Genomic DNA, 4,547 nt, shown 5'->3' with positions numbered 1-4,547 from the left:
ACCGCTTCGACGATGACGGTGACGAGCCCCAGGCCCGCCACGTCCGCCGCCTGCGCCCGCTGCGTCACCACCACGCGCAGCCCCGCGTCCTCCGCGATGGCCTCCACTCGCGCCTCGGGGAAGGACGTATCCATGGGCACGTACCCGCCTCCCGCCTTGAGGATGCCCAGCATCCCCGCCACCGCCTCCACCGTCCGCTCCACGTACAGGCCCACCAGCGACTCCGGGCCCACTCCCAGCGCTCGCAGCTGCTTCGCGACTCCGTTCGCCTTCGCGTCCAGCTCCGCGTACGTCAGCTGCCTGCCGTCCGCGACGACGGCCACCGCGCCGGGCTTCCGCTTCGCCTGCGCCTCGAACATCCCGTGGATGCTCTCCAGCGGCGTTGCTTCCGCCGTCTGGTTCCACGCCCTCAGCACCTGCTCCCGCTCCGCCTCCGCCAGCATCGGCAGCGCGCTCACGGACGCGTCCGGCGTCGCCGCGATCCCCTCCAGCAGCACGCCCAGGTGCTCCACCATCCGCTCGACCGTCGCGCGCTCGAAGAGATCCGCGCTGTAGGTCAGCGCGCCCTGGAAGCCCTCCGGCGCATCGCTCAGCGACAGGTTCAGCTCGAACTTGGCCGCCAGGTTCTCCAGCTCCAGACGGCGCAACGTCAGGTCGCTCAGCGACAGGGAGGTGTCCACCTCCGTGTTGAGCACCAGCATCGCCTGGAACAGCGGCGTGCGGCCCAGGTCGCGCTCCGGCCTCAACGCGTCCACCAGCCGCTCGAACGGCACCTGCTGGTGCGCGAACGCTCCCAGCGTCGTCTCCTTCACTCGCGCGAGCACCTCACGGAAGTGGTCCGCCGCGCGCACCTGAGTCCGCAGCACCAGCGTGTTCAGGAACAGGCCGATGAGGCCCTCCACCTCCGCCTGCGACCGCCCCGCGACGGGCGTGCCCACGCTGATGTCGTCCTGCCCGCTGTAGCGCGACAGGAGCACCTGCCACGCGGTCAGCAGCACCATGAACGGGGTGGCGCCCTCGCCGCGTCCCAGGGTCCGCAGTGCGTCCGACAGCGGCTTCGACAGCCGCACCGGCACCGAACCACCCCGCTCCGTCAACTTCGCGGGGCGCACCCGGTCCGTCGGCAGCTCCAGCACGGCCGGGGCACCTTCCAGCTCCCGCCGCCACCAGCCGACCTGCTCCTCCAGCGCGTCTCCCTTCAACCACTCGCGCTGCCAGACCGCGTAGTCCGCGTACTGCACCGGCAGCGGGGGCAGCACCGCGTCGCGCTGCTCGATGCGCGCGGCGTAGAGGGCAACCCACTCGCGCACCAGCACGCCCGCGGACCAGCCGTCGGAGACGATGTGGTGCATCGACAGGACCAGCAGGTGCTCCCGCTCCCCGGTCCGCAGCAGCGTGACGCGCAGGAGCGGGCCGTGGACCAGATCGAAGGGCCGCTGCGCTTCAACCCGCGCCAGCCTCCAGGCCTCCTGCTCCCGCAGTGCCGCGTCGACCTCACGCAGGTCCACCACCGGCAACGGGAGCGCCGGGGCTTCGATGATGCGCTGGAAGGGCCGGCCCTCCTCCGCGTGGAACGTCGTCCGCAGGCTCTCGTGCCGCTGGACAAGCGCGTTGAGCGCCTGCTCCAGCGCGGCCACGTCCAGGTGTCCCTCCAGCTTGAGCAGGCTGGGGATGTTGTAGAGCGAGCCCTGCGGCGACAGCTGCTCCAGGAACCACAGTCGCTGCTGCGCGAACGACAGCGGCAGCGGGCCGGTGCGAGCCGCGGGCTTCAGCGGGGGCACGCCGGGCGACGCTTCGGCGCGGGCGCCTCCACCCGCTGCGCGAGCGCGGCCACGGTGGGCGCTTCGAAGAGGGCGCGCAGCGGCAGCTCCACGCCGAACGCCGCGCGGATCCGCGAGATGGCCTGCGTCGCCAGCAGCGAGTGTCCCCCCAGTTCCAGGAAGTCGTCGTGGATGCCCACCTGGGACACACCCAGCAGCTCACGCCACGTCGCGGCCAGCGTCTCCTCCACCGGAGTGCGCGGCGCGACGTAGGTCGGTCCCTGCTCCGGGCGCACCGCGTCCGGCGCCGGGAGGGCCTTGCGGTCCACCTTGCCGTTGGGCGTGAGCGGCATCGCGTCCAGGACGACGAACGCGGACGGCACCATGTGCTCGGGGAGCTTGTCCTCCAGGTAGCGCCGCAACGCCGTTGCATCCACCGTCTCGTCCTCGCGCGCCACGACGTACGCCACGAGGCGCCGGTCGCCCGGCACGTCCTGGCGGGCCAGCACCACCGCCTCGCTCACCGCGCCCGCGAGCACCGCTTCGATTTCTCCGAGCTCGATGCGGAAGCCGCGCACCTTGACCTGGTGGTCGGTGCGGCCGACGAACTCCAGCGCGCCGTCCGCGCGGTAGCGGACCAGGTCCCCCGTCCGGTACAGCCGCGCGCCCGGCTCATGGCCGAACGGATCCGGCACGAAGCGCTCCGCCGTCTGCTCCGGCCGGCCCAGGTAGCCCCGGCCCACCCCGGCGCCGCCGATGAACAGCTCGCCCGCGATGCCCACCGGCACCGGTGCTCCCGTCGCGTCCAGCACATAGGCGCGCACGTTGGGATACGGCCGGCCAATGGGCGGCGTCCCCGAGCCCGGAAGGCAGAGCGCGCTCGTCACCGTGATGCTGGCCTCGGTGGGGCCGTAGGAGTTCACGAAGCGGCGGCCCTGCGCCCAGCGGTCCATCACCTCCGCCGGGCACGCCTCCGCGCCCGTCACCACCGTCTGGAGCGTGGGGAAGTCGTCGGACGCGAGGACCGCCAGCGTGGAGGGCAGCAGCACCGACGTGGTGATGTCTCGCTCGCGCATCAGCCGCGCCAGCTCCGGGCCGGGCCGCAGCGCTTCGCGCGGGGCGAGGACCAGCGTGCCTCCGCCCACGAGCGTGGAGAAGATCTCCAGCAGCGACACGTCGAAGCTCATCGACACGAACTGGAGCGTGCGCGTGCCGGGGCGCACGTCGAAGTCACGCACCGCCTGGGCGAGCGTGTTGACGATGCCCCGGTGTTCGACGAGCGCGCCCTTCGGCTGGCCGGTGCTGCCCGACGTGTAGATGACGTAGGCCAGGTGCCGTCCGCCCAGCGCGGGCAGGTTGCCGGAAGGCTGGCGCGCGAGGCTCGCGGCATCGGAGTCCACGCAGAGCAGCTGCTCTCCGCGCGAGGGCAGCTCGTCCGCGATGGCCTCGCGGGTGACGAGCACCGGGACGCGCGAGTCCTCCAGCAGGTAGGCGATCCGGTGCTGCGGGTAGTCCGGGTCCACGGGCACGTAGGCGCCACCGGCCTTGAGGATGCCCAGGAGCGCCATCAGCAGCTCGGGCGAGCGCTCCAGGCACACGCCCACGCGGACCTCCGGCCCCACGCCCAGGAGCTTGAGCTGGCGCGCGAGCTGGTTCGCGCGGGCATTCAGCTCGCGGTACGTCCAGCGCGTGTCGTCCAGCTCCACGGCGATGCCGTCGGGCGTGCGCTCCACCTGCGCCTCGAAGAGGCCGTGCAGCGAAGCCTCGGCCTCCAGCGGCGCCTGCGTGGCGTTCCAGTCCTTCAGCACCTGATGCCGCTCGGCGTCCGTGAGGAGCGAGAGGCGGGAGACGCGGCTGTCGGCCGCCGCGACGGCGATGCCTTCCAGCAGCGTGCGCCAGTGGCCCAGCAGCCGGGTCATGGCCTCCGCGTCGAAGCGCGACAGCTGGTAGGACAGGCGCAGGCCCAGCTTCTCGCCGGGGAGGACCGCGGGAGCCAGGGGCAGGGTCAGCCGCTCACGGCCCTCGAAGTCGCGCACGTCCAGGCCGCGAGCGCGCTCCTTGATGGACGCGTCGATGGGGTAGTTCTCCACGACGACGAGGCTCTCGAAGAGCGCCTGGCCGCGGGGCAGCTCGCTCCACGACTGGACCTGGACCAGCGGGCAGTGCTCGTGGGCGCTGAGGGACACCTGCTGCGTCTGGATGCCCTGGAGCCAGGACACCAGCGTGTCCGCGGGAGTGATCCGCACCCGGAGCGGCAGGGAGTTGATGAACAGGCCCATCATCCCCTCTACCCCCGGAAGCTCCGAGGGACGGCCGGAGACGGTGGTGCCGAAGACCACGTCCTGCTCGCCGCTGTAGCGGCTCAGCAGCAGCGCCCACGCGCCCTGCACCACGGCGCCCAGCGTGAGCTGGTGGCGGCGTGCGCAGGACTCGATGGCGGCGGTGGTCTCCGCGGAGAGGGCGATCTCCTGCGAGCCGTGCCGGTGGACGGCCTCGCTGTCGTCGGAGCCCGTGCCCTGATCCAGGGGCAGCGGCGTGGGGGCCGTGAAGCCCGCGAGCCGCTCGCGCCAGAACGCCTCCGAACGGGCGGAGTCCTGCTGGCCCAGCCACGCGATGTAGTCCCGGAAGGGAGGCCGCGCGACCACGAGCGGCGCCTGCGAACGGCTGAACGCATCGTAGAAGCCGAACACGTCCTGCATCACCAGGCCCAGGCTCCAGCCGTCGAGCAGGGTGTGATGGAAGCTCCAGATGAGCCGGTGGACGTGCGAGTCCAGGCGCACCAGCGCC

2 protein-coding genes are annotated in these 4,547 nt (G+C 72.4%); both read right to left on the bottom strand.

The window, feature by feature from the left end; genetic code table 11:
* Positions 1 to 1,781: condensation domain-containing protein (locus ACLEQD_RS37615; RefSeq protein WP_410390689.1), on the bottom strand; the 1,781-nt coding region annotated here is incomplete at its 3' end.
* On the bottom strand, positions 1,769 to 4,547 hold a 2,779-nt coding region (locus ACLEQD_RS37610; RefSeq protein WP_410390688.1), incomplete at its 5' end, for a non-ribosomal peptide synthetase. The genes ACLEQD_RS37610 and ACLEQD_RS37615, both read right to left, overlap by 13 nt.

This window comes from Corallococcus sp. 4LFB, assembly GCF_046520365.1.
GTDB lineage: Bacteria > Myxococcota > Myxococcia > Myxococcales > Myxococcaceae > Corallococcus > Corallococcus caeni.
The sequence above is the reverse complement of the archived record's forward strand: the minus strand, read 5'-3'. Positions and strand labels throughout refer to the sequence as shown.